We start from the raw sequence: 662 nt of genomic DNA, 5'->3' as shown, positions 1-662 counted from the left end.
TAGTAGGTTGGTTATCTTTTGAACCAACATACTCCTTTGCTTTGGTTTGTTCAACTTTCTTTGGCGGCTCTTTTTGTGCGACTTTAGTCGGAGTTGTTGTAGGCTTTTGACTAGAGTTTTTACTTGAAGTCACAGGCTTTGTCGTCGTCGTTGGCTTCACCACTGGAGGCGGTGTCGTTGTAACTACAGGTACTACAACGGGTTCAACTTTTTGGCCATATTTTGGCGCGACATATTTCGGAGCCCAAAGTTTTAGCTTTTGACCTGGATAAATGGTGTAAGGCTGAGAGAGTTCGTTGTAACGTACAAGATCATTTACATCTTTATCTGTGACGTAAGCAATGAAATAAAGTGTGTCACCTTTCTTTACTTCGTAGTAACTCCCTCTATAACTGCCACGCTCAACGCTCGAATAATCCTTCTTTAAGCTGGAAACAGGCGCAGGTGAGTGAGCCGCGCAACCAACGAGTCCCGCAGCTAATACAAAGCTAATACCAATATGACGTAGTAACTTACTCACCTAACCTCAGATCCTTAAGCCAAATCACCCGCGACAAGAGGAACAAAGCGAACCATTTCCACAACGGTAGAAAGGTACTCGTCACCCTTGCGTTCAATTCTAAGTAGTTGCTGCTCAGCATCTCCGACAGGAATCACCATTT

General features: G+C 44.1%; 1 protein-coding gene and 1 pseudogene. Both read right to left on the bottom strand.

What is annotated here, in order from left to right:
- Window positions 1–520: LysM peptidoglycan-binding domain-containing protein (locus R7190_RS28005; RefSeq protein WP_318137940.1), on the bottom strand; the 520-nt coding region annotated here is incomplete at its 3' end.
- Between the two features lie 14 nt (window positions 521–534).
- A pseudogene (locus R7190_RS28000) lies at window positions 535–662 on the bottom strand (protein-L-isoaspartate O-methyltransferase); the annotation flags it as partial.

Source organism: Vibrio sp. 1078-1 (genome assembly GCF_033340475.1).
Note: the sequence above shows the minus strand (reverse complement) of the source record. Positions and strands in the feature narration are given on the sequence as shown.